We start from the raw sequence: 23,648 nt of genomic DNA, 5'->3' as shown, positions 1-23,648 counted from the left end.
GCCCTTTCCCTCGGGTGCCGGCGGCCCAAGGTCATTCCAGGGCCAGCCAGCCTGCGGACCCTCTCTGATCCGACGGCAGCCAGCAGCGACAACACAACATCCATGCGGGACTTCGAACCATGGCACATGACATCTCATGCGGCGCCCGCCGCACCCTGACGGCCCTGCTTCTGGGCTGCACCGCGCTGATCGCGTCCCCGGCTCTTGCCCAGGACGCGGGCACCGGGACCGAGGCGTCCCCCTATCGCCTGTCGCCGATCCTGATCAATGCGGACGGACAGTTCGACGACGACGCGAATTCCATCGTGGCCCGCGAACTGTGGGTGGGCGGCAAGGTCGCGACCAGCGTTCTGGATACCCCGGCATCGGTGTCGGTCATCACCGAAAAGGAAGTCCGCGACCGCAGGGCCACAACGCTGGAGGAGGTGCTGAGCTATTCCTCGGGCATCCATACCGATTACTACGGCACGGACGACCGCAACGAATATTTCCTGGTCCGGGGGTTCGAGGCGACGACCTATCGCGACGGCCTGACCCTGGGATCCATGCGCAGCGCCCGCGAGGAGCCCTATGCGTTCGAACGGACCGAGGTGATCCGGGGCGGAAACTCGACCCTGTTCGGCACCTCGGATCCGGGCGGCACGATCAACTTCGTCACCAAGCAGCCGCGATTCGAGCGGTTCGGCGAGGTCTATGGCTCGGTCGGATCGCCGCGCAACGCCGAATACGGCTTCGATGCGGGCGACGTGCTGAACGCCGAAGGGACGCTGGCCTATCGGCTGACCGCCAAGGTCCAGGACGGCGAACGGGATTACGATCATTCCCGGAACGACAGTCGCTTCCTGATGGGCGGGCTGTCCTGGCAGCCCGGCACCGCCACGACGCTGAGCGTGGTCGCCGATTACCTGAAGCGCGAAAACACCCCCAACAGCGGCGGCTATCCGCTGGACCGCGAATACGACCGCAGCGATTTCTTCGGAGAGCCGGATTTCAACTATCAGAATGTCGAGCGCGCCAGCATCACCGGATTGCTGGAACATGACTTCGACAACGGCCTGAACCTGCGCGCGAACCTGCGCTACAGCGACCTGAAAAGCGATTTCGGCTATGTGTATCTGTCGGACAGCCCGGCGCGGGTCGGCACGGTCGTGGATCGCTGGTATTTCGGGGGCGACAACACCGCCGAGGAACTGATCGGCAACGTCATCCTGCAATACGACCGCAGCTTCGACCGTTTCGACAGCAGCACCGTCGCCGGACTGGAATTCCGCGACGCCTCGACCAGCAGCGCGCCGTTCTATGGGCTTTACACCCCCATCGACATTGCGAACCCGGTCTATTCCGGCGCGCCCGGCACCCTGGCCGCGCCCTATGAATTGCGCGACAACGACTACAAGACCAAATCGCTGTTCGTGCAGCAGAACCTGTCCTTCGACGACCGCTTCATCGCGACCGTCGGCCTGCGCCATGACTGGCTGGACATCCAGGAAACGCTGAACGACGTGCAGACCAGCGACGATTTCTCGGAAACCTCGATCCGGGGGGCGCTGACCTACAAGGTCAACAGCGAGCTCTCGACCTATGTCAGCTATGTCGAATCTGTCGCGCCTCCGGGTGTGGGCGTCGAACCGGAACGGGGCGAGCAATACGAACTGGGCGTGAAATATCAGCCGCTGGGGACCAACGCGCTGATCTCGGCCTCGGTCTATGACCTGACCAAGAACAACGTCACCGTGGCGGTGGTCCAGCCGGACGGCAACATCACCCGCGAACTGGTTGGCGAACAGCGGGTGCGCGGCTTCGATCTGGAAGGCAAGGCCGAACTGGGCGGCAATGTCGACGTGATCGCGTCCTATTCGTATATGAAGTCCGACGTCGTGCGGTCCGGGCCGATCCGGGGCGTGGACGTGGAAGGAAACGAATTCGGCAACGTCCCCAACCACATGGCGTCGTTGTGGCTGAACTATACCCTGCCTGGCAATCAAACCCGCGGCGACATGCGCTTCGGCCTGGGCGCGCGCTATGTAGGGTCGTATTTCTTCGCGATCTCGAACGATACTGGCAAGGCCGAATCGTCGGTCACGCTGGACGCCGCCTTCAACTATCAGGTGCAGGAAAACACCAACCTGGCGGTGAACATCAGCAACCTGCTGGACGATCAGCATGTCGTCGGCAGCGGCACGGCGGATTACTATAACCCCGGCCGGGCCGTCGCCGTGACCCTGCGCCACACCTGGTAACGGGCGCTATTCCGCGATCCGCATCCGCCGCCACGCGGCGGGTGTTTCCCCCGCGACCTGCCGGAAGGCGCGCGTCAGATGCGCCTGGTCGGAAAAGCCCAGATGCGCGGCCACATCGGCCACGGTCAGGGCGCGGTCGGTCAGCAGGCGCTGCGCCTGGGCGATCCGCTGGGCCAGTTGCCATTGCAGGGGCGTCTGGCCCGTCGTCTGCTTGAAGACCGCTGCGAACCAGCTTTCCGACAGCCCGACCGCCGCCGCCATCTCGGCCACGGTCATGCGCCGGTCCTGGCGCGCGTGCAGCCGGGCCGTCAGCCTGCGCATCTGCGCAGGCGTCAGCCCGCCCGAGGCGCTGTCCTGGCCCTGTGGCGGGATGTCCAGAAGCCCGGTCGCGATGCTGCCCACCAGGTTTTCGGCAAAGACCGGATGGCGCGCGGGCTGCGACACCTCGTCCACCAGCAGACCGGCCAGGACGGACAGCGCCGGGGCGTCCTGGATCTCGACCGGGCGGCGCAGGACCGACAGCGCGTCCGACGCGCCAAGCGAAGGCGACAGGAACCGCAGCAGCCGGTCGCGGTGGATATGCAGGTCCAGATGCGCGAAATGATGCGCGCCGGTGAAGCTGGACCAGATCGGCATCCCCGCCGGGACATACAGCGCCCGCATCATCGGCCGGGCATGGGCGGCCATGCCCGCGTCGCGGTTCGAGATCAGGATGTGGTCCGACACGTCGTTCAGAAAGAACACGATGCGCGGATCGGGCGACAGGTAATAACCCGTGGCGCCTGCCTGCGCCTCGGCCTGCCAATAGACGCTGGCCACGCCGTCCAGGCCGCGCCAGCGGACCGGCGCCACGGCCCGGATGCCATCGGTCCGGCAGGTCATCCTGTGCAGGTAGCTCATCGCGGGTTCAGCGGTTTCGATATTGTTGACTGAATTTGTTCAGTATAAGAAAAGCGCATAAATGGAAAGGCCCGCGTCATGTCGCATCTGCGCACACACCGGAATTCCGGCACCATCCCCATGGCATCCGGGGCGGCTGCGGCGGCCCTGAAGGCCCGCGCCGCCGCGTGGGAGGTGCCGCTGGTGGAAACCCCTGACGGGCTGAGCCTGTTCGTCTGGGGCTGCGAATTGCGCCTGGTGCCGGGCGGCGACGAGGTCCGCGTCGAATTGACGGCGCCGGAAGCGCGCCTGATCGGCAGCCTTCAGGACAGCGCCACCGAACTGTTCACCGAGGCCGGGCTGGATGTCAGGTGGGACCGCGTCGATGCGGGCGCGCTTGCGCCGGGCCTGTCGCTGATGCGCGTGGAATCGGTGACGCAGCGGTCGCCAGGATTCATCCGCGTGCGATTGAGCGGGCCGGATGCCGGGCGCTTCGGCATCGGCAGCCTGCATTTCCGTCTGCTTCTGCCCCCTGCCGGTCGCGAAGCGGTCTGGCCCAGGGTCGGGGCCTCGGGGCGGACGGAATGGCCCACGGGGGCGGATGCGCTGCACCGTCCGGTCTATACGGTCGCTGGCCATGGCCACGAGTGGCTGGATTTCGACATCTTCCGCCACGCGGGCAGCCCGACCTGCGACTGGGCGCTGTCCGGTCCGCAGGGATCGACCGTGGGCATCATCGGTCCCGGCGGAGGCTGGTGCCCGGACGCCGCCCGGCTGCACCTGTTCGGCGACGAAACCGCGCTGCCCGCGATCGCGCGGATGCTGGAACTGGCACCGGGCGAGGTCACGGCCCATATCCGCGCGGCCTATCCCGATCTGGGGCCGCTGGCCGCCGATCCGCGCGTCACGCGCTGCGACGACCTGCTGGCTGCCCTGGCCAGGACCGATCTGGGGAAAGGCAGCCATGTCTGGTTCGCGGCCGAGGCAGGGCAGGCCCGCGAGGCCCGCCAGCACCTGATCGCGCGCGGCATCGACCGCAAGGATTTCCTGTCGGCCGCCTATTGGGGCTGACGCGGGGACGGCCTGACCGCCCCCGCGACCGGATCAGGCGCCGATCCGCCGCCGCGCCGCCAGTCCGGTGATGCCGACCGCAGCCGCCAACAGCGGCAGAGAGGCAGGCAGGGGCACCGGGGCCGGTTCGTCGTCGATGCGGACCAGGCTCATGGTGGCATCGCCCCCCAACGTCGCGATGCCCGCCGCAAAGTCCGTCCCTGCCTCGAAAAAGCCCAGGTCGAAAGACAGTCCGTTGATTGCGGTGAAGGTCACGCCATCATCCAGCAGTTCCAGCAGCTCTTCCAGGCCGGTCACCTCGGCCAGGACATAGCCTGCAAATCCCAGATAGTCGGGCAAGCCCTCGATGCTGCCCGTGCCGGAAAAGTCCAGCGTATAGCGGCCCGCCTGCTGGATCTCATAGATGATGCCGTCGAAATGTCCCAACGGGACATCCACGCTGGCGACCGTCGCGGCGTCGGCGACCGATACCAGCGTGAACGTCGTTGCAAAGGCCAAGGCCACGGCCTGCAAGGCTGATCTCATGTAAATCTCCTACGGTATGCACCTGCAGCGATGCCCAGCAGCATGATGCCACCGGCCATCGCGGCGGGATTCCGCCTAACTATGCCTTAATCGGCGAATAATTAAAGATTTTTCGTGGCCTGAAATGCAATTGCACGAAATGGTTGTCTTTCAGGCGGCCAGCCCCGCATAGATCCCGCCCCGCGCGATCAGATCGGCATGGCTGCCGATCTCGGCCACGCGGCCGCGGTCCATCACCACGATTCGGTCGGCATTGCGGATGGTGCCCAGCCGGTGCGCGATGACCAGTGTCGTGCGCCCCGCCGCCAGCGCATCCAGCGCCTGCTGGATCTCGCGTTCGGTCTGGCTGTCCAGCGCGCTTGTCGCCTCGTCCAGGATCAGGATCGGCGGGTTCTTCAGGAAGGCGCGGGCGATGGCCACGCGCTGTTTCTGACCGCCCGACAGCATCACGCCGCGTTCGCCGACCATCGTGTCCAGCCCGTCGGGCAGGTTGTCGATCATCTGCGTCAACTGCGCCTGGGAGGCGGCCTGGCGGATGTCATCGTCGCTGGCGCCCAGGCGGCCATAGGCGATGTTTTCCCGCAGCGTTCCGCCGAACAGGAACACGTCCTGGCTGACCAGCCCGATCTGGCGGCGCAGGCTGTTCAGCCGCATTCGCGCCAAGTCCAGCCCGTCCACGGTGATCCGGCCCCGCGTGGGTTCGTAAAATCGCGGCAGCAGCGCCAAGAGCGTGGTCTTGCCCGCCCCGGACGGGCCGACGAAGGCCACCGTTTCACCCGCGCGAATGGTCAGGTCGATGCCGTCCAGGATGGTCCGGCCTTCGTCATAGGCGAAGCTGACGTTTTCGAAGCGGATGTCGCCGCGCAGGGCCGGGGCCTCGACGGCATCGGGGGCGTCGGCGATCTCGGGGTCCGTGGCCAGCAGTTCCTGATAGCGGCGGAAACCGGCGATGCCGCGCGGATAGGTCTCGATCACGGCGGCGATCTTTTCCAGCGGGCGATAGAAGACGCCGACCAGCAGCAGGAAGCCGACGAAGCCGCCGGTGGTCAGCTCGCCCGACAGCACGAAGCCCGCGCCGACCACCATCACGATCACCTGGACCAGCCGCAGGCCCATGTATTGCAGCGCACTTGACGCCGCCATCACGCGATAGGCATCCAGCTTGGCCTGGCGGTAGCGGGCGTTGTCGGCGGCGAACAGATGGGTCTCGTGCGCCTCGTTGCCGAAGGCCTGCACGACGCGGACGCCGCCCAGGGCTTCCTCCAGCCGGACGTTGAAATCGCCGACGCGGGAATAGATGGCGCGCCAGGTCTGCGTCATGCGCCCGCCATAGACGATCACCAGCGCCAGCATCGCCGGCACGATCAGCGCCACGATCACCGCAAGCTGCGGGTTGACCCAGAACATCAGCGCGAAGGCCCCCACAAAGGTCATGATGGCGATGAAGGCGTCCTCGGGGCCGTGATGGGCGACCTCGCCGATTTCCTCCAGGTCGCGGGTGACGCGGGCGACCAGCTTGCCGGTCCGCGCGCGGTCGTACCACCGCCAGGACAGCCGGGTCAGATGGTCGAAGGCGCGGGCGCGCATCTCCGTCTCGATGTTGATGCCCAGCTTGTGGCCCCAATAGATCACCACCGTCAGCAGCCCGGCATTGATCGCGTAAAGCGCCAGCAGCCCCGCGGCGGCGGCGACCGTCAGCGTCCAGTTGCCCTGCGGCAGCAGGTGGTCGATGAAGGCGGTGACGGCCAGCGGAAAGGCCAGTTCCAGCAGGCCCGACAGCACCGCGCAGCCGAAATCCAGCCAGAACAGTCCCATGAAGGGGCGGTAATAGGAAAAGAACTGGCGCAGCATCGGGTTTCCCTCAGGCGGGGATGGCCACCGGGCCGCCATCCGCGCGTGTCAGCACCTGCATCGGCAGGCCATAGATCCGTTCCAGCGCATCGGACCGCATCAGGTCGGCGGGGCCGCCCTGCAAGACCAGGCGCCCGCCCTTCAGCGCGACCACGTGGTCGCAGAATCGGGCGGCCATGTTGACCTCGTGGAGCACGATCACGGCGCTGCGGCCGCTCTCATGGCACATGCGGCGGACAAGCGCCAGAACCTCGACCTGATGGGCGATGTCCAATGCGCTGATCGGCTCGTCCAGAAGCAGGGTCGCGGCCTGTTGCGCGACCATCATCGCCAGCCAGGCCCGCTGGCGTTCGCCCCCCGACAGGGTATCGACCAGCCGGTCGGAAAAATCCGTGACGCCGCATTCGGCCATCGCGCGGGCGACGGCCTGGTGGTCGCCGGGACCGAAGCGGCCAAGCGCGCCGTGCCAGGGGTATCGGCCAAGCGCCACCAGTTCGCGCACGCTCATCCCCTCGGCCGCCGGGGGATGCTGGGGCAGGAAGGCAAGACGGCGGGCGTAATCGCGGGCGCGCCAGTCGGGCAGGGCGCGGCCCTCGAAGGCGACGGCGCCGCCGCTGGGGGCGATCTGGCGGGCCAGCACCTTCAGCAGCGTGGACTTGCCCGACCCGTTATGGCCGATCAGCGCGATCATCCGGCCGGGGGGCAGGTCCAGCGTCAGGCCGTGCAGAAGGCGGCGGCCGGGCACGTCGACGGTCAGGCCGGCGATGGAAAAGAGGCTCATCGGTGCGGTCTCATCATCAGCCAGATCAGCCAGGGCGCGCCGATCAGCGACGCGAACAGGCCCAGCGGCAGTTCATAGGGAAAGCCCGCCATGCGCGCCCCGAAATCGGCCGCCAGCATCAGCCCCGCGCCGATCAGCGCCGCGCCGGTGACGTGATCGCCCGGTCGGGCAAGGCCCAGGCGGCGGGCCATGTGGGGGGCCATCAGGCCGACGAAGGACAGCGGCCCGACCAGGACCGTGGCGGCCCCCGTCGCCATCCCGGCCAAGGCGATCAGCAGCAGCCGCGCGCGGCGCAGCGGCAGGCCCAGCCCGCCCGCGATGCCGGTGCCCAGCGGCAGCACCGCCAGCCAGCGCCGCGCGGCCAGCGCCCCGGCCCACAGCACCCCCGCCACCGCCGCCAGGGCCAGCGCGCCGGGCATGGTCACGGCCGACGACGACCCCGACAGCCAGGACAGGATCTGAAAGGACCGGGTGTCGCCCACCGACATCGCCGCCGCCAGCACGGCGGATGCCAGCGCCGACACCGCGATCCCCGCCAGCAGCACCCGTTCGGCGGGCATGTCGCGGCGGCTGACGAAAGCGGCGATCAGCGCCAGCGCCACCGCGCCCCCGGCCATCGTCCCCGCCGTCAGCGCCGCCGCCGTGGGCGCGGCCAGCAGATAGACCACGCCCGCATAGCCCATCGCCGCGCCGCCCGACACGCCCAGCACCTCGGGCGAGGCGAGGGGGTTCGCGGTCAGCCGTTGCAGGATCGCGCCCGCGATCGCCAGGGCCGCCCCGGCGGAGGCCGCCGCGATCAGGCGCGGCAGGCGCATCGGCAGGAAGGCCGCGAAGCTGTCGGCGTCCAGGATCGCCCAGCCGCCGGGCACCCGGCCGATCCAGACCAGCACCAGGGCGGCGATCACCAGGGCAACAGCCAGCCCGGCCAGCAGCGGCAGGGGGCTGTCGCGGCGCGGCGCGGGGCCTTCGGCGCGTTCCGTTCCCGGCGGGGTCGATCCGCGCAGACGCGGCAGCAGCCAGATCAGCAGCGGCCCGCCGATCAGCCCGGTCAGCGCGCCGGTCGGAAAGGTCTCGCCCACACGGCCCGCCACCAGCAGCACCAGCCCGTCGCAGACCGACAGGATCAGCGCGCCGATCACCGGCGACAGGACCAGCAGGCGCGGGATCGACACCGCCCCAAGGCTCCGCGCCAGGGCGGGCGCGGCCAGACCCACGAAGGCGATCAGCCCCAGTTCGGCGGACACGGCACCGGCCAGGACCACCGCCACGCCCACCGCCAGCAGCCGCACCAGGGTCACGTTCAGGCCCAGGCCGGACGCCCCCTCGACCCCCAGCGACAGCACGCGCAGGGGGCGCGCCAGAGCGGCGGTTGCGATGGCCCCGAAGACCAGCACCGCCGCCAGCGCCCGCACCCCCGACCAGTCCTGCTGGACCAGAGACCCGCCGTTCCAGATCACCAGAGACAGCAGGTACTGCCCCTGCGCCAGCGTCATCGCGGTCGCCACGGCGCTGGCGGTCATCCCGACCAGCATCCCGGCGATCACCATCGTCACCGGCGCGAATCCCCGCCGCGCGCCGATGGCCAGCACCAGCCCGGCGGCCAGCCCCGCGCCCGCCAGCGCCACAGGCCAGCGGCCCTGATCCAGCAGGTCCGGCGCCAGCATGGTCGCCATCACCAGCGCAAGCTGCGCGCCGGCGGAAATCCCCAGCGTGGTCGGATCGGCGACCGGGTTCCTCAGCACGACTTGCAGGATCGCGCCCGACAGGCCCAGCACGGCGCCCGCCAACAGCGCGATCACCCCGCGCGGCATCAGCCCGAAGCCCAGCAGGATCTGCGGAATGTCCATCCGCGCCGGATCCAGAGGCCAGGAAGGCCAGTCCGCGAAGGGCAGCAGGTGCAGCGCCGCCGCCAGCCACAGGGCGGCGGCCAGCCCGGCGACGGGGATCAGCCGCGCGGTCATGCGATGGCCCCCGGCCCGGCCTCGAAGGCCTGGGCCAGCAGGGTGGCGAAGCGCAGCGCGGCGGGGACCGCGCCGAAGGCGTTGGTGTCGGCCAGCAGATAGGTCCGCCCCTGCGCGACCGGGGGCAGGGCGCGCCACAGGACGCTGCGCGACAGGGCGCGTCCGGCGGCGGCGGGCAGGGCGCCGATATTGACCAGCCGGGCCTCGGGCATCCGGGCCAGCCGCTCGATGGGGATGGGCGCCATGAAGCTGAAGGCCGTGCCGTCCGTCCAGGCGTTCCGCAGGCCCAGCCGCTCCAACGTGCTGCCGAACAGGCTGTCGAAACCGAAAACCCGCATGTGCCGGCCGTCGCCGATATTGATCAGCGCCACGGGCCGGTCGCGGAACGGCGCCAGCCGCCCGGCCAGCCCGTCCAGCGCGGCATCGGTCGCGGCCAAGGCCCGCGCGCCCGCCGCCGGATCGCCGATGGCATCGGCCAGCGCCGTCAGCGCGGCAAGCGCCTTGGGCAAGGGCGGCTCGCCCGGCGTGAAGAAGGGCAGCGACAGGACCGGGGCGATGGATCGCAGCCGGTCCTCGTAGCGGGTGTAAAAGGGCGAGGACAGGATCAGGTCCGGTCGGGTCAGTTGCAGCAGTTCGAAATTCGGGGCACCGCGCAGGCCCAGGTCGGTGACATCCGGCGGGATCGCGGGTTCGATCACGTCTGCGCGGAACCGCACCAGTTCGGCGGCGGCGACGGGCATGTGACCGATGGCCGCTGCGGTTTCCAGCATCGCCCAGTCGATGGCAGCCAGCCGGGGTGCAAATGATGCGGGCGGGGCGGCCCGCAAAGGCAGGCCCGCCGCCAGGAAGGCCCCGGCGGCGGTCAGGATCGCACGGCGCGAGGGCAGGGCGCCCCCGCTGGTCACCACTTGTAGGCGACCTCTGCCGTGACGGTGCGGCCTTCGCCGTAGGCACAATAGGAGAAGCCGCAGGTTCCCAGGTAGACCTCGTCTGTGAGGTTCGAGATGTTCAGCTTGGCCTCGTAATTGTCTCGGCTGTAGCTGGCGCCCAGATCGACCAGCGTCACGTCATCAAGCTTGGCGGGCAGGCCGGCAGCCGCAGGCTGGTTCGATTGGCTGTAATAGCGCGATCCGATGTAGCGGATGCCGCCACCGATCCGGAAGCCGTTCCCGAAGTCACGATCCAGCCAGAGGCTGGCAAGATGACGGGGGGCGTTGGGCATTTCCTTCCCATCGTTTACGGCGTCGCGCGGATCGCTCTGCTCGGTGCTGTTATAGGCATAGCTTGCGCGTACGTCCCAGCCATCCGCGATCTCGGCGGTTGCCTCCAGTTCCAGGCCGCGCGACTTTACCTTACCAACCTGATACCATCTGTTGTCGGCCGCATCGCGATAGGTCACGTTCTGGTTTTCCAGGTCATAGATCGCGGCGGTGATGATGCCGTTGAAGTTTTGCGGTTGATACTTGACGCCGGCTTCCCACTGCTTGCCTTCGGTAGGTTTCAGCGGGGTGCCGTCGTTCTGGGTGCTGGTGACCGGATCGAAGGAGGTCGAGTAGCTGGCATAGGGCATCATGCCATTGTCGAACAGATAAGAGACCCCCGCGCGGCCCGTGACTTCGTTATCCTTGTAAACGGTGTCGTCGCTGTAGGCGCCGGTCTGCTCGACCCAGTCATAGCGCAGGCCAAGGGTGCCGCGCCAGTTGCCATAGATCAGCTCGTCCTGGGCATAGAGACCGGCCTGACGGTAAAGCGTGGGGCCTTCCGAGACATACCAGGGTGTGCGGACGGGATCGGCATAATAGTCCGGATTGTTCAGATCCAGCGGATCGGCATTCAGCCATTCACTGCGCTGATCGGCCTCGTAGCGGCGAATGTCGGCACCGAACAGCAACTGGTGAGTCACCGAACCGGTGACCACCTCGCCCGACAGGCGGGTATCGACGCTGATCGTCTCGCTGTTTTCGCGCTGGCGGCTGGAACCGCGACCCATGATGGTGTCGGTGTCGCTGTCGTCGGGGTAGGTGCCGCGATAATCCCAATCGAACTTTTCGTAACGCAATCCCTGGCTGAGGGTCCAGCCATTCTCCATCTCGTGGCTGACCTCGACGCCGATGCTGTACATCGTCCGGTCGCTGTCGTCCCAGTCCTTCTGACCGGTGTAAAGATCGCGAAGATACTTGCCGTCCCCGGTCAGGGCCACCGTGGGCGCAACGCCTGCGGGCGAAATCGGCGCGTCCTTGGTATAATTCGCCAGGAAGTCGATTGTCGTCGCCTCATCCGGGGTCCAGCGCACCGCAGCCGCAAGATAGCCGCCCTTGTTCGTCAGATCCTCGATCTGGGTGCTTTCGTCGCGACCGATCCCGGTGAGTCGGAAGGAAAGGGTATCGTCTGCCGACCGGTTCACGTCGAAAAAGATTTTCGAGCTTTCATTGCTGTCATAGCCAAGCCCCACTTCTCCGAAATTGCCGGACTGGGCGCGCTTCTGCACCATGTTGATGATGCCCATTGGCGAGCCTGCGCCATAGAGCGACGACGACGGGCCGCGCAGAACCTCGATCTGCTGAAGGCCATAGATTTCCTGGCTGACGGCGCCGAAAAAGCGCCCTTGGCGCAGACCGTTGACATATTGCGACGCTCGGGCGCTGAAGCCACGGATGATCGGCTCGTCGAAACGGGGGTCATGGCCGTAAGGCTCGGCCAGAAAACCGGCGGTATAGCCCAGGGCCTCGCCAAGATTCTCGGCACCCTGATCCCGGATCTGCTGATTGGTGACGACCGAAACCGATTGTTGCAACTCGGCAAGCGGTGTTGCGCTTTTCGTGGTCTGCGCGCCGTTGGCGACGTAGCCCGACACGTCATCGACCGTCAGGGTGATGTCGCCCAGGACGAAGACCGAGTCGTCGGCGGCCGTGGTGGACGCATCTTGCGCCAGGGCCGGATGAGCCAACGCAAGGGCGCTGACGCTGGCGAGGATCAGGGAACGCGGGGTCATGAGGGGCCTGCCGGGAAGAGGGGTTACGTTTTTCCCCACCGTTTGCGCCATCAGCGACAGCCCGTCAAATCAAACCCGACAGAAACTCTGCGTTATTAACCTTTGCTGTGACATTTTCACGTCACGCGATCTCGCGCAGTGTCCGGGGTTTCGGCCCGCCGGTGGCCCAGTCCAGCAATTCGGCGGTATGGACGACTGGCACGGCGGTGCCCGACCCGATCTGCATCATGCAGCCGATATTGCCCGCGCTGATGACCTGCGGCTGCGTCGCCTCCAGCGTGGCAACCTTGCGGGATTTCAGATCCGCGCTGATCGCGGGCTGCATCAGGTTGTAGGTGCCGGCCGAGCCGCAGCAGATGTGGCTGTCCCTGGGTTCCAGCACGGTGAAACCCGCATCGGCCAGCAGTTCCTTGGGCGTGGCCTTGATCTGCTGGCCGTGTTGCAGCGAACAGGCGGCATGATAGCCGACGCGCAGCGGCGGGGCATGGGTGGCGTCCGACAGGCCCAGGTCGGCCATGACTTCGGTGATGTCCTTCGCAAGACCCGCCACGCGCGTGGCATCCGTCTCCAGCGGGTCGCCCGCGAACATGTGGCCGTAATCCTTGACCGTGGTGCCGCAGCCCGAGGTGTTGATGACCAGGGCGTCCAACCCCGCGCCGTCGATTTCCGCCGCCAGCGCGCGGATGTTGGCTGCGGCGAAGGCGTGGCTGTCGCCGGTGCGGCCCATGTGATGGGTCAGGGCGCCGCAGCAGCCCATGCCGCGCGGGATCACCACCTCGCAGCCGTGGCGGCGCAGCAGGCGGATGGTGGCGTCGTTGATGTCGGTGTTCAGCGCCCGCTGCGCGCAGCCCGTCAGCAGCGCCACCCGCTTGCGGCGCGGGCCTTGCGCGGCGAAAACCTGCGGGCGGTCGTTGAGGCTGGGGGGCGGGATGTCGCGCGGGGCCATGTCCAGCATGGCGCGCAACCGGGCGTCGGGCATCAGGCGGCGGAACGGGCGGCCCAGCTTCGCCCCCCGCAGCGCCAGCCGGAAGCGGCCCGGATAGGGCAGGATCTTCGCCAGCAGCCAGCGCAGCAGGCGGTCGGACAGGGGGCGGCGATAGTTCGCCTCGATATATTCGCGGGCGTGATCGACCAGGTGCATGTAGTGGACACCCGAGGGGCAGGTGGTCATGCAGGACAGGCAGGACAGGCAGCGGTCGATATGCTGGACCGTTTTCGCATCCGGCCGCCGGGCGTTTTCCAGCATGTCCTTGATCAGATAGATGCGCCCGCGCGGGCTGTCCAATTCATCGCCCAGAACCTTGTAGGTGGGGCAGGTCGCGGTGCAGAAGCCGCAATGGACGCAGGTGCGCAGGATCTCGTTGCTGCGCGCGGTCAGGGGATCGGCAAGCTGCCGGGCGGTGAAATTCGTCTGCATGTCAGGCTTCCATCAGGCCGGGATTGAGGATGCCCGCCGGGTCGAAGGCCCGCCGCAGCCCGTCCTGCAACCGCGCCACGGCGCCGCTCTGGGGAGGAAAGGCCGGGCCGGTGGCCGTGTCGCGGCGGATCAGCGTGGCATGGGGGGCCAAGGCTCGCGGATTTCCGGGACCGCGATACCAGATCAGCCCGCCGCCCCAGTCCAGCGAAGAATCCCCTCCTATCGTCCGCAGGCCCGCGCAGATCTCCGGCGCATCGGTCGGCTTGCACAGGATCCGCCACAAAGGCCCGCCGCCCGCGAAATGCGCCACGTCGCGGATCGCGTCCCAGGGGGCGTCGTCCAGCACGTCGGGGCGGTGTTCGGCCAGCAGGGCCAGCAGCCGGTCGCGGCGATAGGCAAGCTGACGCTCCAACCCCTCGATCCGCAGATAGGCCGTGCCGCCGACATGGACCGCCCCCGAGACCTCGAAGGGGGTGGACAGCGCCGCCGTGAAGATGCGCAGGGCCGTGGCCTGGGTCACGCCGGAAAAAGCCAGCGTGGCGCGGGCGGGAAGCAGCGGCAGGGTCTTCAGGACGACCTCGGTCAGCACCGCCAGGGTGCCGTGCGACCCGGCCAGCAGCTTGGACAGATCCAGCCCGGTGACGTTCTTCATCACCCGCCCGCCGTTTTTCAGCAGGCGGCCCCGGCCATCCACGAAGCGCACCCCCAGCAGGTGGTCGCGGCAGGCCCCCGCCAGCACCCGGCGCGGGCCGCTGGCATTGGCGGCGACCATGCCGCCCAGAGTCGGGGTGCTGTTGCCGCCCAGGATGCCGCGCAGATCCGGCGGCTCGAAGGCCAGCGCCTGGCCCTCGGCCTCCAGCATCGTCCTGATTTCAGGCAGGGGGGTGCCGGGACGGGCGATCAGCGTCATCTCGCCCGGCGAATAGGCCACGACGCCGGACAGGCGCGACAGCGACAGCGCCTCGCCGGGGGCGCGGTTTTCCACCCGCGTGCCGCCCCCGACGATGCGCAGGGGCGCGCGGCGAGCGTGGCAGTCGGCGATGATTTCCGCGACCTCGGCCTCGGACGCGGGAGCAAGATCCAGGGCCACGGTCATCGGGCGGCCCGATGCGCGGCGCTGGCGTCCAGCGGAAAGACCTTGGCGGGGTTCAGCATCCAGCCGGGGTCGAACACGTCCTTGACCTGCATCTGGATCGCCAGATCCTCGGGCGCATACTGGTCGCCCATCAGGTCGCGCTTTTCCACGCCCACGCCATGTTCGCCGGTCAGGCAGCCGCCGACCTGAACGCACAGGCGCAGGATGTCGGCGCCGAAGGCCTCGGCGCGGGCCAGATCGCCGGGCTTGTTGGCGTCGAACAGGATCAGCGGATGCATGTTGCCGTCGCCCGCGTGGAAGACATTCGCGACCTCCAGCCCGTGCTGGCGCGACAGCTCGCCGATCCGGCGCAGCGTATAGGGCAGCTGCCCCACCGGCACCGTGCCGTCCAGGCAGATGTAATCGCCCAGGCGCCCCATCGCGCCGAAGGCCGACTTGCGGCCCTTCCAGATCGCCAAGGCCTCGTCGGCATTGCGGCTTTCGCGGAATTCGACCGGGTTCAGCGCGTCGGCGATGGCGCGGATCCGCGTGATCTGGTCGTCGATTTCCGCCGGCGCCCCCTCGACCTCGACGATCAGGACCGCGGGGCAGTCGGGATAGCCCGCCTTGGCGAAGGCTTCCACGGCGCGCAGGCAGGGTTCGTCCATGTATTCGATGGCGACCGGCAGCACGCCCGAGCGGATGATGTTGGCCACGCATTCGCCCGCGACCTCGGGCGAATCGAAGCCGATCAGCACCGGGCGCGCCCCTTCGGGACGAGGCAGGATGCGCAGGGTCGCCTCGGTCACGACGCCAAGCTGGCCTTCCGATCCGCAGAGGATGCCCAGCAGGTCCAACCCCGCCGCGCCCGGTTCCGGCCCGCCCAGTTCGACGATTTCGCCGGTGGTCAGCACCACGGTCGCGCCCAGCAGGTTGTTGGTGGTGACGCCGTATTTCAGGCAATGCGCGCCGCCCGAGTTCATCGCGATATTGCCCGCGATGGTGCAGGCCAGTTGCGAGGACGGGTCGGGCGCATAGAAGAAGCCCAGCGGTTCCAGTTCGGCGCTGACCGACAGGTTGGTGACGCCGGTCTGGACGCGGATGAAACGGTTGGCGGTGTCGATTTCCAGCACCTCGCGCAGGCGCATGGTGCCCAGGATCACGCAATCGGCGGTCGGCAGCGCGCCGCCTGCCAGCGAGGTTCCCGCCCCGCGCGGCACCACCGGCACGCCCAGGTCGGCGCAGACGCGCATCACCGCCGCCACCTCTGCTGTCGATCGGGGCAGGGTCACGGCCAGCGGCGGGCAGCGATAGGCGGTCAGCGCATCGCATTCATAGGCGCGGGTTTCCTGGGGGTCGTCGATCACCGCGTCGGCGGGCAGGACCGCGCGCAGGGCGGCGGCGATCTGCGGCCCGCGCGCAAGGATGCGCGGATCGGGCGCCGGCATGGCGATGGTCATGGCTGTGCCTTTCTCGTTCCCCGCATCGTTGGTAAAATGATTTGACCAAGCCTGTCAATTGCGATGACATGGCGGCGACGACAAGGGATCCGCGCCATGACCGATCTGTCCATCCGCCCCGAACGCGCCGCCGAGGCCGTTGCCCGCCATATCGAGACGCTGATCCTGGAAGGGTCGCTGGCGCCCGACGACGGCCTGCTGCCGGAACGGGATCTTGCGACGCGGCTGAACGTCTCGCGCCCGACGCTGCGCGACGGGCTGAAGCTGTTGCAGGATCGCGGTCTTCTGGTGGGCGAAAAGGGCCGGGGGCTGCGTGTCGCGGCCCTGGGCCGGGGGGCGATCACCGATCCGCTGCTGACGCTGCTGGCCGACCACCCCGAGGTCGAGGACGATTACCTGGATTTCCGCGATGTGGTGGAAAGCCATGCCGCCGGTCTGGCCGCCGCGCGCGCCACCAGCCTGGACCGCGACCGCATCGCCGCCGCCCTGGACGCCATCGACACCGCCCATGCCGCCGCCGACCCGGTAGCCGAGGCTGATGCCGACGCCGCCCTGCACCAGGCGATCTACGAGGCCAGCCACAACCTGGTCCTGTTGCAGATCATGCGGGCGTTGTCGGGCAGCCTGCGCAGCAACGTGGCGCGGAACCGGGGGCGGATGTTCACCCTGCCGCAGATCCGCGACAGGCTGCGCGACCAGCACCGCGCCATCGGCGCCGCGATCCTGGCGCGCGATCCGGACACCGCCCGCGCCGCCGCCCATGCGCATCTGGCCTATGTCCGCCAAGCCGCCCGCGACCTGGCCAATGCGCAGGCGCAGCTGGAAACCGCCCGCCGCCGCCAGTCGGCCGGGGGCCTGGGCCAGCGAGGGCAGGCATGACCGATCCCCGCACCGATCCCGCCGCCTTCCTGCGCCGCCTGTTCGACCGCGCGGTGGAGGTTGCCGATCCCATGCGGTCGCTGGCCGCGCATCTGCCGCCGCGCCCTGCGGGCCGGGTCGTGGTGATCGGCGCGGGCAAGGCCAGCGCCCGCATGGCCGAGACGGTCGAGTCCGCCTGGGGCCCGTGCGAGGGGCTGGTCATCACCCGCTATGGCTATGCCCGCCCCTGCCAGGGGATTCAGATCGTCGAGGCCGCCCATCCGGTGCCCGACGCGGCGGGGGCGGAGGCGACGCTGCGGATGCTGTCGCTGCTGGAATGGCTGGACCGGGGGGATTTCGTGCTGGCGCTGATCTCGGGCGGGGCCTCGGCCTTGCTGTGCGCGCCGGTCCAGGGGGTGACGCTGGCTGAAAAGCAGGCGGTGAATGCGGCGCTGCTGGCCTCGGGCGCGCCGATCGGGCAGATGAACTTGGTGCGCAAGCATCTGTCGCGCGTCAAGGGCGGGCAACTGGCGGCGGCGGCCTTTCCGGCGCGGATGCTGGCGCTGATGATTTCCGACGTGCCGGGCGACGATCCGGCCTTCATCGGATCGGGTCCGACGGTGGGCGACCTCTCCACCCCCACGGACGCGCGGGCGGTGCTGGACCGCTGGGGGATCGCGGTCCCGGCCAGTATAAGCCGCGCCTTGCAGGGGGCCAGCGGCGTCGTCCCCCCTGGCGATCCGCGCCTGTCGCGGGTGGAAAACCGGGTCATCGCCGCCCCCGCGCAATCGTTGCAGGCCGCCGCCGATCTGGCCCGCGCGGCGGGCTGCGCGGTCGAGATCCTGGGCGATGCGCTGGAAGGCGAGGCGCGGGACATCGCCGCCGATCATGCGCGCCTAGCCCTGGACCGGCAGGCCGCGCGCAGGCCCGGCGATCCGCCCCTGGTGATTCTGTCGGGGGGCGAACTGACCGTGACGCGGCGCGGCGATGGGGTCGGTGGGCCGAACGCCGAATACTGTCTGGCCCTGGCGATGGCCTTGGACGGGGCGCCCGGCATTCACGCGCTTGCCTGCGACACCGACGGCGTGGACGGCGCGGCCGAGGTCGCGGGCGCCGTGATCGGCCCCGGCACCCTGTCGCGCGTCCCGCCGGGACAGGCCCGGCAAGCCTTGGACGACAACGACGCCCATCGCTTTTTCGCCGGGCTGGGGGCCGGGATCGTCACCGGCCCGACCCTGACGAATGTCAACGACTTCAGGGCGACCCTGATCGCCTGACCGCCATCCCCGCTTTTTTTCGTTAAACTTAGATTTGTTAACGGGAATGTCGGCTGGTTGACACTTCGGCATCGGCAAAAGGTCTATCAGTCAAAGAGCGCAGTCGTGGTGCGCTGCATATTCTGGGTTGAGTGCGAGTTAGGCTATCCCGTCGCATCGCAAGATGCGGTACCCTTTTTGGGTCGGGATAGCCATTTTCCTGTTTCATTGGTATCATGTTTGGGTCGCCGGGTGGCCTGCCCGACCGCTTATGGACCCGTTCGCGATGCTTGACCCGCACGATTACGCCCATCTGTTGCAGGCTCCGATCCTGACAGGGCTGACGCGCGAACAGAAAAGCGCGCTGCTGTCGGCCTGCACCGTGCGCGCACTGAAACCCGCGACCCCTTTTCTGCGCCAGGGCGAGCCGACTCAGGGCAGCTATTTCATCGCCTCGGGCCGGGTCGAGGTCTGCTATGTCGACAGTTCCGGCAACCAGGTGATCGTCCATATCGCCACCACCGGAGAGATGGTGGGCGAGGTCGAGGCTCTGTCGGGCAGGCCCTGCGCCGCCAGCTGCCAGACCCTGACCGATACGACCGTGCTGTTCTGCCCGACCAAGGCGCTGTACGCCCATGTCCCGCCGAAGATCCTGATCCCGAACCTGTGCACGCTGCTGCACGACCGCCTGATGCGCGAGAACCGCAACCGCATGGCGGATCATTACTACAGCGCCGAGCAGCGGATCCGGCTGTATCTGCGCCAGTTGACCAGCGATTCCGACGATTCCGTGCGGATCAGCCAGTCGCAACTGGGCGTCGTCATCGGCTGTTCGCGCCAGACGGTGAACCGGATGCTGGGCGAATTGCGCGACGCGGGCGTGATCGAGCTGGGCCGCAACTCGGTCCGGGTGCTGGACCCGGCCCGGCTGGCCGACGGCGCGCCCGCGACGGAATGATCAGCGCAGGTCGGCGATGACCCGGCCGTCATTGGGCAGGCTGCCCGGCGCCACCACCTGGACCGTGCCTTTCAGCCGGGTGATTTCCGCCAGCTTGGCTGCCAGCCTGTCGGCGGCGTCGTTGTCGTCATGCTCGGCCAGCAGGTGCATCCGGTCCTGTTCGCCCGCCCGGCTGATCTCCAGCCGCAGCCGGTGGCAGCCGGGGACGGCGCGGCCCAGGGCGGCGATCTGTTCGGGGCGCACGAACATGCCCTTGACCTTGGCGGCCTGGTCGGCGCGGCCCATCCAGCCCTTGATGCGGCGCGCGCCGGTCGCGCCCGTTATGATCGCCGACATGTCGCCGGTGGCGAAGCGCAGCAGCGGATAATCGGCGTCCAGCCGGGTCACGACGATCTCGCCCACCTCGCCGTCGGGAACGGGGTCTCCGGTGCCGGGGCGGACGATTTCCACGATCACGCCGCCGTTCAGCACCATGCCCGGCCCGCCGTCCTCGTAGGCGACGATGCCCAGGTCGGCGGTGCCATAGCATTGCCGTACCGCCACGCCGCGCCCGGCCAGTTCCGCCCGCAGGCTGTCGGGCAGGGCCGCGCCCGTGACCATGCCGATTTCAAGGCAAGTGCGGTCCACGCCCGCCTCGTCGGCCTTGTCGAGGATGATCTTCAGGAAATCCGGCACGCCGACATAGACTCGCGGGCGGTATTGGCGGATCGCCACAAGCTGGTCGGCGGTGTTGCCGGGACCGGCGGGGATGACCGGGCAGCCCAGGGCCTCGGCGCCCCCTTCAAAGATGAAGGCGGCAGGGGTCAGGTGATAGGAGAAGGTGTTCAGGATCACGTCGCCGGGCCGGACGCCCGCCGCCGTCAGGGCGGCGGCCGATCCCCACCAGTCGGCCCCGCGCCCCTCGGGGTCGAAGATCGGGCCGGGCGACACGAACATCCGCCGCAGCCCGGCGACCGGCCCGCCGGTCAGCCCGCCGAAGGGGGCATCCGCCGCCTGCCTCTGGATCAGGTCCGACTTGCGCAGCACCGGCAGCGCAGCCAGGTCGGCCAGGCTGGCCAGCGGCGCGGCGGGCAGGTCCGCCCAGGGGGCCTGGGTTTCGCGCATCCGCGCCAGTTGCGCATTCAGGCGGGCAAGCTGTTCAGCCGCGCGCGGGCCGCGGTCGGTTTCGCCAGTCATGGGGCTTTCCTCAGGCCAGCCAGCGCTTGCGCCGGCGATAGTGTTTGACGTTGCGGTAATCGGTATGCTCCGCCCCGCCCAGATAGAAGTCCTGCACGTCGGGGTTCGATTTCAGCACATCCGCCGCGCCCGACATGACGACCTGGCCCTGTTCGATCAGATAGGCGCGGCTGACGATGTCCAGCGTGGCGGCCGCGTTCTGTTCGACCAGCAGGACCGACAGCCCCTCGCGGGCGTTGATTTCCTGGATGATGCCGAAGATTTCCTGCACCAGCAGCGGCGACAGGCCCAGCGAGGGTTCGTCCAGCATGATCAGCTTGGGTTCCGTCATCAGCGCCCGGCCGATGGCCAGCATCTGCTGTTCGCCGCCCGACAGGTACCCGGCCTTGGACTTGATGCGTTCCTTCAGGCGCGGGAAATAGGCATAGACCTGATCGCGAAGCTCGTTGAACCGCGCGATGGACCGGCCGCGATAGGCGGCGACCAGGTTTTCGTCAGGCGTCAGGTGGCCGAAGATGCGGCGGCCTTCCAGCACATGCACCAGCCCCCCCGCCACCCGTTCCGGCGCGCCCAGGCTCAGGATGGACCTGTCGCCGAAGCGGATTTCGCCGCGTGTGACCAACCCGCGCTCGGGGCCAAGCAGCCCCGAGACGGATTTCAGCGTGGTGGACTTGCCCGCGCCGTTCGACCCCAGAAGGGCGACCATCTCGCCCTCGCCCACCTCCAGCGAGACGCCCTTGATGGCAAGAAACACCTTGTCATAGATGACCTCGACGTTTTCCAGGATCAGCGCGGGCATGGCGTCAGTGCCCCGCCTTGTAGTCGGCGGCCGATTTCTCGATCACCTGGCGGATCAGGTCGGGATAGGCCGCATGCCATTCGCTGACCGGCACCCATTTCTCGCCGTCCCATTCGGAGACCCGGCCTGCGCCGCCGCCCTGGTGGTCCTCGGCGGTATAGGTGACGGGCGGCATCAGGCCTTCGGCGTCATAGCCCGCGATCTTTTCGAACCCGGCCTTCAGCGTCTCGCCGGTCAGCGGCTGGCCGGTTTCCAGGCCCAGGCGCGCGGCCTCGACCGCGACGGCCATGGTCGCCACGCCGAGGTTGTAATAGCTGTTGCCGACATTCGCGGCCTCGCCCGAGCCCTTGCCCGCGTCGATGACCTTTTCCTGGATCCGCTGGATGATCGGATGGTCGGTGCCTGCCGCCGTGGCCTCGAACCGCTTCACGCCCTTCATCTGCGGACCCACATTGGCGGCGTCGGTTTCGGCCAGCCAGATCACCGAATGGATCTGTTCGGGCGCGATGCCGTTCTGGATGGCGGTGCGCACCGACACGGCCTGACCGCCGCCCGCGCCCCAGATCAGGACGTAATCGGGGCGGTAGCGCCGCACCTCGGACCAGGCGGCGGACTGTTCGTTGCCGGGGCTGGCATAGGGGAAGGCCTGGAATTCGAAACCTTCCTGTTCGGACAGGGCCTCCAGGATCGGGCCGGGTTCGCGGCCGAAGGGGCTGTCGATATGGACGATGGCGATCTTCTTGCCTTCAAGCCCGCCGGTGTTCTTCATATGCTCGATCAGGGCGGCGGCCTGCGCCCAATAGGTCGCCATCATCGGGAAGACATAGGGAAAGACCGTCCCGTCCGAGGCGTCGCCGCGCCCGTGGGCGGGGGTGATGACCACGTTCTTGTCGGCCTGCGCCTGGTCCAGGATCGCGGCGGAAACCGGCGTGGACAGGAAGTCGAACAGGATCGCGCCTTCCTCCTTGGCGCGGTTATAGGCCTCGATCCCGCGCTGCGGCTGGTTGCCGGTATCGCGGACGATGGCGGTCACCGTGTTGCCCTCGCCCAAGGTGCCTTCGGCATTCGCCAGCGCCAGGTAATCCTGCTGGCCCTGGTTATATTGGCCGGTCACGAAGGTATAGACCGCCGTGAAGTCCTGAAGCAGGCCGAACTTGACATCCTCGGCCGCCACGGGGGCGGACAGCCCCGCCACGAGGGCGGTCGTCAGCGCCAGTTTGCGCAGAAAGGTCATGTGTTTTCCTCCCATGTTGTGCGTTCCCCCTCCCAAGGGTCAGCTTCTGGCGTGGCGGAACGGCCAGACCAGGAAATACTTGCGGATATTGTCGTATATTTTCGCCAGGCCCAGCGGCTCCAGCAGCAGGAAGCCGATGATCATGGCGCCATAGATCATCAGCGGCAGGTGCGACAGGAAGTTCTGGCTGACCGGCACCCAGCCCGACGCGGCCAGGGCCGAGATGATGTTGGTCAGGAAGATCGGCGCCAGCAGCACGAAGCCCGCGCCCAGCCAGGATCCGATCACCGACCCCAAGCCGCCCACCAGCACCATGGCGACAAGCTGGATGGACACGTTGAAGCCGAACTGTTCCGGCGTCACCGCGCGATAGAAGCAGAAGGCCAGGATCGCGCCCGTCAACCCGCCCATGAAGGACGACGTGAAGAAGGCCATCAGCTTGGTCTTGAACGGATCGACCCCGATCACGGCGGCGGCGAAGTCCTTGTCGCGGATCGCCACCAGGGCGCGGCCGAAGGAGGTGCGCTTGACGTTCATGAAGAACACCGTCAGCAGCACCGCCCAGCCAAGCGCCAGCCAGTAACGCGAGGCGAGGCTGTCGATGGGCATGAACAGGAAGCTGACCGCAGGCGTGCGCAGCGTCGCGTGCGCGCCGCCGGAAATGGCGGGAATGTTCACCACCACCCAATCGACCAGATACTGCATCGCCAGGGTGGCCATCACCAGATACAGGCCCTTGACCCGCAGCGCCGCGCCGCCGAAGACCGCGCCGATCACGGCGGCGATCAGGCCCGACAGCAGCAGCGCCAGTTCGAACGGCACCCCCGCCCGGACCAGGTGGATCGAGGCATAGGCCCCGATCGCCATCACCGCGGCGAACCCGAAATGCAGCTGCCCCGCCAGCCCCATCAGCAGCGTCAGCGACAGCGCCGCCGCCGACCAGATCACCCAAGGCAGCACATAGCTGCCCAGATACAGCGGCGAGACATAGAGCGGCGCCAGCAGCGCCAGCACCAGCAGGGCGATCACCAGCCAGCGGTCGGTGGGGATCTTCCACAGCTTGCGGTCGGCCTGATAGCTGGTGTGATAGGTGCCAGAGAGGCGATAGAACATGG

The 23,648-nt window shown here is 68.2% G+C and carries 19 protein-coding genes; 5 read left to right on the top strand and 14 right to left on the bottom strand.

Going from position 1 to position 23,648, the window contains the following annotated elements:
* The first annotated feature begins 119 nt into the window (after positions 1-119).
* A complete protein-coding gene (locus ACTJI6_RS00385; protein ID WP_440796841.1) occupies positions 120-2,240 on the top strand; it encodes a TonB-dependent siderophore receptor in 2,121 nt (706 codons plus the stop codon).
* A 6-nt stretch (positions 2,241-2,246) separates the two neighbouring features.
* Here the strand turns inward: ACTJI6_RS00385 and ACTJI6_RS00380 are convergent, their stop codons facing one another.
* A complete protein-coding gene (locus ACTJI6_RS00380) occupies positions 2,247-3,140 on the bottom strand; it encodes a helix-turn-helix domain-containing protein (RefSeq protein WP_440796839.1) in 894 nt (297 codons plus the stop codon).
* Between the two features lie 78 nt (positions 3,141-3,218).
* Between ACTJI6_RS00380 and ACTJI6_RS00375 the strand changes: the two genes are divergently transcribed.
* Positions 3,219-4,190: a siderophore-interacting protein gene (locus ACTJI6_RS00375; protein ID WP_440796837.1), complete on the top strand. Its 972-nt coding sequence runs from the start codon at positions 3,219-3,221 to the stop codon at positions 4,188-4,190.
* A 33-nt stretch (positions 4,191-4,223) separates the two neighbouring features.
* Here ACTJI6_RS00375 and ACTJI6_RS00370 read toward each other — a convergent pair whose 3' ends face one another.
* The 9 genes from ACTJI6_RS00370 to ACTJI6_RS00330 all read right to left on the bottom strand — a co-directional run bounded on the left by ACTJI6_RS00370 (position 4,224) and on the right by ACTJI6_RS00330 (position 16,246).
* Positions 4,224-4,715, bottom strand: coding sequence for a hypothetical protein (locus ACTJI6_RS00370; protein ID WP_440796835.1), 492 nt, complete (start codon positions 4,713-4,715; stop codon positions 4,224-4,226).
* Between the two features lie 150 nt (positions 4,716-4,865).
* Positions 4,866-6,566, bottom strand: a complete 1,701-nt coding sequence (locus tag ACTJI6_RS00365; protein ID WP_440796833.1) for an ABC transporter ATP-binding protein — start codon at positions 6,564-6,566, stop codon at positions 4,866-4,868.
* Between the two features lie 10 nt (positions 6,567-6,576).
* Positions 6,577-7,347: an ABC transporter ATP-binding protein gene (locus ACTJI6_RS00360; protein WP_440796831.1), complete on the bottom strand. Its 771-nt coding sequence runs from the start codon at positions 7,345-7,347 to the stop codon at positions 6,577-6,579.
* The gene (fhuB, locus tag ACTJI6_RS00355; RefSeq protein WP_440796829.1) at positions 7,344-9,308 is read right to left on the bottom strand and encodes a Fe(3+)-hydroxamate ABC transporter permease FhuB; all 1,965 of its coding nucleotides are present in this window, start codon (positions 9,306-9,308) and stop codon (positions 7,344-7,346) included. Before fhuB ends, ACTJI6_RS00360 begins: the two co-directional genes overlap by 4 nt.
* Positions 9,305-10,213 carry an ABC transporter substrate-binding protein gene (locus tag ACTJI6_RS00350; RefSeq protein ID WP_440797320.1) on the bottom strand — a complete coding sequence of 303 codons (909 nt, stop codon included), beginning with the start codon at positions 10,211-10,213 and terminating at the stop codon, positions 9,305-9,307. The genes fhuB and ACTJI6_RS00350 overlap by 4 nt, the downstream gene beginning before the upstream one ends.
* Positions 10,210-12,300: a TonB-dependent siderophore receptor gene (locus ACTJI6_RS00345; RefSeq protein WP_440796827.1), complete on the bottom strand. Its 2,091-nt coding sequence runs from the start codon at positions 12,298-12,300 to the stop codon at positions 10,210-10,212. The genes ACTJI6_RS00350 and ACTJI6_RS00345 overlap by 4 nt, the downstream gene beginning before the upstream one ends.
* A 121-nt stretch (positions 12,301-12,421) precedes the next feature.
* A complete protein-coding gene (gene glcF / locus ACTJI6_RS00340) occupies positions 12,422-13,717 on the bottom strand; it encodes a glycolate oxidase subunit GlcF (protein ID WP_440796825.1) in 1,296 nt (431 codons plus the stop codon).
* A gap of 1 nt (position 13,718) precedes the next feature.
* Positions 13,719-14,813 carry an FAD-binding protein gene (locus ACTJI6_RS00335; RefSeq protein WP_440796823.1) on the bottom strand — a complete coding sequence of 365 codons (1,095 nt, stop codon included), beginning with the start codon at positions 14,811-14,813 and terminating at the stop codon, positions 13,719-13,721.
* The gene (locus ACTJI6_RS00330; protein WP_440797318.1) at positions 14,810-16,246 is read right to left on the bottom strand and encodes an FAD-linked oxidase C-terminal domain-containing protein; all 1,437 of its coding nucleotides are present in this window, start codon (positions 16,244-16,246) and stop codon (positions 14,810-14,812) included. The genes ACTJI6_RS00335 and ACTJI6_RS00330 overlap by 4 nt, the downstream gene beginning before the upstream one ends.
* Positions 16,247-16,348: 102 nt before the next feature.
* Between ACTJI6_RS00330 and ACTJI6_RS00325 the strand changes: the two genes are divergently transcribed.
* The 3 genes from ACTJI6_RS00325 to ACTJI6_RS00315 all read left to right on the top strand — a co-directional run bounded on the left by ACTJI6_RS00325 (position 16,349) and on the right by ACTJI6_RS00315 (position 19,324).
* Positions 16,349-17,131 carry an FCD domain-containing protein gene (locus tag ACTJI6_RS00325; protein ID WP_440796821.1) on the top strand — a complete coding sequence of 261 codons (783 nt, stop codon included), beginning with the start codon at positions 16,349-16,351 and terminating at the stop codon, positions 17,129-17,131.
* Positions 17,128-18,387: a glycerate kinase type-2 family protein gene (locus ACTJI6_RS00320; protein WP_440796819.1), complete on the top strand. Its 1,260-nt coding sequence runs from the start codon at positions 17,128-17,130 to the stop codon at positions 18,385-18,387. Before ACTJI6_RS00325 ends, ACTJI6_RS00320 begins: the two co-directional genes overlap by 4 nt.
* Positions 18,388-18,652: 265 nt before the next feature.
* Positions 18,653-19,324, top strand: a complete 672-nt coding sequence (locus ACTJI6_RS00315; protein ID WP_440796817.1) for a Crp/Fnr family transcriptional regulator — start codon at positions 18,653-18,655, stop codon at positions 19,322-19,324.
* Here the strand turns inward: ACTJI6_RS00315 and ACTJI6_RS00310 are convergent, their stop codons facing one another.
* The 4 genes from ACTJI6_RS00310 to ACTJI6_RS00295 are packed head-to-tail and all read right to left on the bottom strand — an operon-like array spanning position 19,325 to position 23,646.
* Positions 19,325-20,500, bottom strand: coding sequence for a phenylacetate--CoA ligase family protein (locus ACTJI6_RS00310; protein ID WP_440796815.1), 1,176 nt, complete (start codon positions 20,498-20,500; stop codon positions 19,325-19,327).
* Positions 20,501-20,510: 10 nt separating this feature from the next.
* The gene (locus ACTJI6_RS00305; RefSeq protein WP_126153517.1) at positions 20,511-21,299 is read right to left on the bottom strand and encodes an ABC transporter ATP-binding protein; all 789 of its coding nucleotides are present in this window, start codon (positions 21,297-21,299) and stop codon (positions 20,511-20,513) included.
* A gap of 4 nt (positions 21,300-21,303) precedes the next feature.
* A complete protein-coding gene (locus ACTJI6_RS00300; protein ID WP_440796813.1) occupies positions 21,304-22,533 on the bottom strand; it encodes an ABC transporter substrate-binding protein in 1,230 nt (409 codons plus the stop codon).
* 39 nt (positions 22,534-22,572) lie between these two features.
* On the bottom strand, positions 22,573-23,646 hold the full coding sequence (locus ACTJI6_RS00295; protein ID WP_440796811.1) for a branched-chain amino acid ABC transporter permease: 1,074 nt from the start codon (positions 23,644-23,646) through the stop codon (positions 22,573-22,575).
* Between the last annotated feature and the right edge of the window lie 2 nt (positions 23,647-23,648).

Source organism: Paracoccus sp. 22332 (genome assembly GCF_052045125.1).
Taxonomy (GTDB): Bacteria; Pseudomonadota; Alphaproteobacteria; order Rhodobacterales; family Rhodobacteraceae; genus Paracoccus; species Paracoccus haematequi_A.
This window is presented reverse-complemented; position numbering and strand designations above follow the sequence as displayed.

Coding starts and splice junctions, on each gene's coding strand:
- ACTJI6_RS00385 (WP_440796841.1), top strand. CDS start 120: ATGGCACATGACATCTCATGCGGCGCCCGCCGCACCCTGACGGCCCTG.
- ACTJI6_RS00380 (WP_440796839.1), bottom strand. CDS start 3,140: ATGAGCTACCTGCACAGGATGACCTGCCGGACCGATGGCATCCGGGCC.
- ACTJI6_RS00375 (WP_440796837.1), top strand. CDS start 3,219: ATGTCGCATCTGCGCACACACCGGAATTCCGGCACCATCCCCATGGCA.
- ACTJI6_RS00370 (WP_440796835.1), bottom strand. CDS start 4,715: ATGAGATCAGCCTTGCAGGCCGTGGCCTTGGCCTTTGCAACGACGTTC.
- ACTJI6_RS00365 (WP_440796833.1), bottom strand. CDS start 6,566: ATGCTGCGCCAGTTCTTTTCCTATTACCGCCCCTTCATGGGACTGTTC.
- ACTJI6_RS00360 (WP_440796831.1), bottom strand. CDS start 7,347: ATGAGCCTCTTTTCCATCGCCGGCCTGACCGTCGACGTGCCCGGCCGC.
- fhuB (WP_440796829.1), bottom strand. CDS start 9,308: ATGACCGCGCGGCTGATCCCCGTCGCCGGGCTGGCCGCCGCCCTGTGG.
- ACTJI6_RS00345 (WP_440796827.1), bottom strand. CDS start 12,300: ATGACCCCGCGTTCCCTGATCCTCGCCAGCGTCAGCGCCCTTGCGTTG.
- glcF (WP_440796825.1), bottom strand. CDS start 13,717: ATGCAGACGAATTTCACCGCCCGGCAGCTTGCCGATCCCCTGACCGCG.
- ACTJI6_RS00335 (WP_440796823.1), bottom strand. CDS start 14,813: ATGACCGTGGCCCTGGATCTTGCTCCCGCGTCCGAGGCCGAGGTCGCG.
- ACTJI6_RS00325 (WP_440796821.1), top strand. CDS start 16,349: ATGACCGATCTGTCCATCCGCCCCGAACGCGCCGCCGAGGCCGTTGCC.
- ACTJI6_RS00320 (WP_440796819.1), top strand. CDS start 17,128: ATGACCGATCCCCGCACCGATCCCGCCGCCTTCCTGCGCCGCCTGTTC.
- ACTJI6_RS00315 (WP_440796817.1), top strand. CDS start 18,653: ATGCTTGACCCGCACGATTACGCCCATCTGTTGCAGGCTCCGATCCTG.
- ACTJI6_RS00310 (WP_440796815.1), bottom strand. CDS start 20,500: ATGACTGGCGAAACCGACCGCGGCCCGCGCGCGGCTGAACAGCTTGCC.
- ACTJI6_RS00305 (WP_126153517.1), bottom strand. CDS start 21,299: ATGCCCGCGCTGATCCTGGAAAACGTCGAGGTCATCTATGACAAGGTG.
- ACTJI6_RS00300 (WP_440796813.1), bottom strand. CDS start 22,533: ATGACCTTTCTGCGCAAACTGGCGCTGACGACCGCCCTCGTGGCGGGG.
- ACTJI6_RS00295 (WP_440796811.1), bottom strand. CDS start 23,646: ATGTTCTATCGCCTCTCTGGCACCTATCACACCAGCTATCAGGCCGAC.